Origin of the sequence: Blastococcus sp. CCUG 61487 (assembly GCF_005222955.1) — a bacterium.
In the GTDB taxonomy this organism is placed as follows: domain Bacteria; phylum Actinomycetota; class Actinomycetes; order Mycobacteriales; family Geodermatophilaceae; genus Blastococcus.
In genome coordinates, this window is record NZ_LWUA01000219.1 from 1 (window position 1) to 274 (window position 274).

The window sequence follows — 274 nt, forward strand, 5'->3', positions numbered from 1 at the left end:
GACCCGTTCATCGTCATGCCCTCGGCCCACCTGGACCGGGCGGCCGAGGTCGCCGTCACCTCGCGGAACCAGAACAACGGGCAGAGCTGCATCGCCGCCAAGCGCTTCTTCGTGCACCGCGACGTCGCCGAGGAGTTCACCCGGCTGTTCGCCGCCAAGATCGGCGCGTTGACCGTCGGTGACCCGATGGACGAGGCCACCGACGTCGGCCCGCTGGCCACCGAGTCGGGGCTGGAGGACGTCGAGAGGTACGTGCGGGACGCCGTCGACAAGG

At 70.1% G+C, this 274-nt stretch carries 1 protein-coding gene; it reads left to right on the forward strand.

All coding sequences use genetic code 11. The features are described 5' to 3' along the window. Nucleotides 1–274, forward strand: a 274-nt coding sequence (locus A6V29_RS10750; protein ID WP_137160278.1) for an aldehyde dehydrogenase family protein, incomplete at both ends; no start/stop codon positions are given.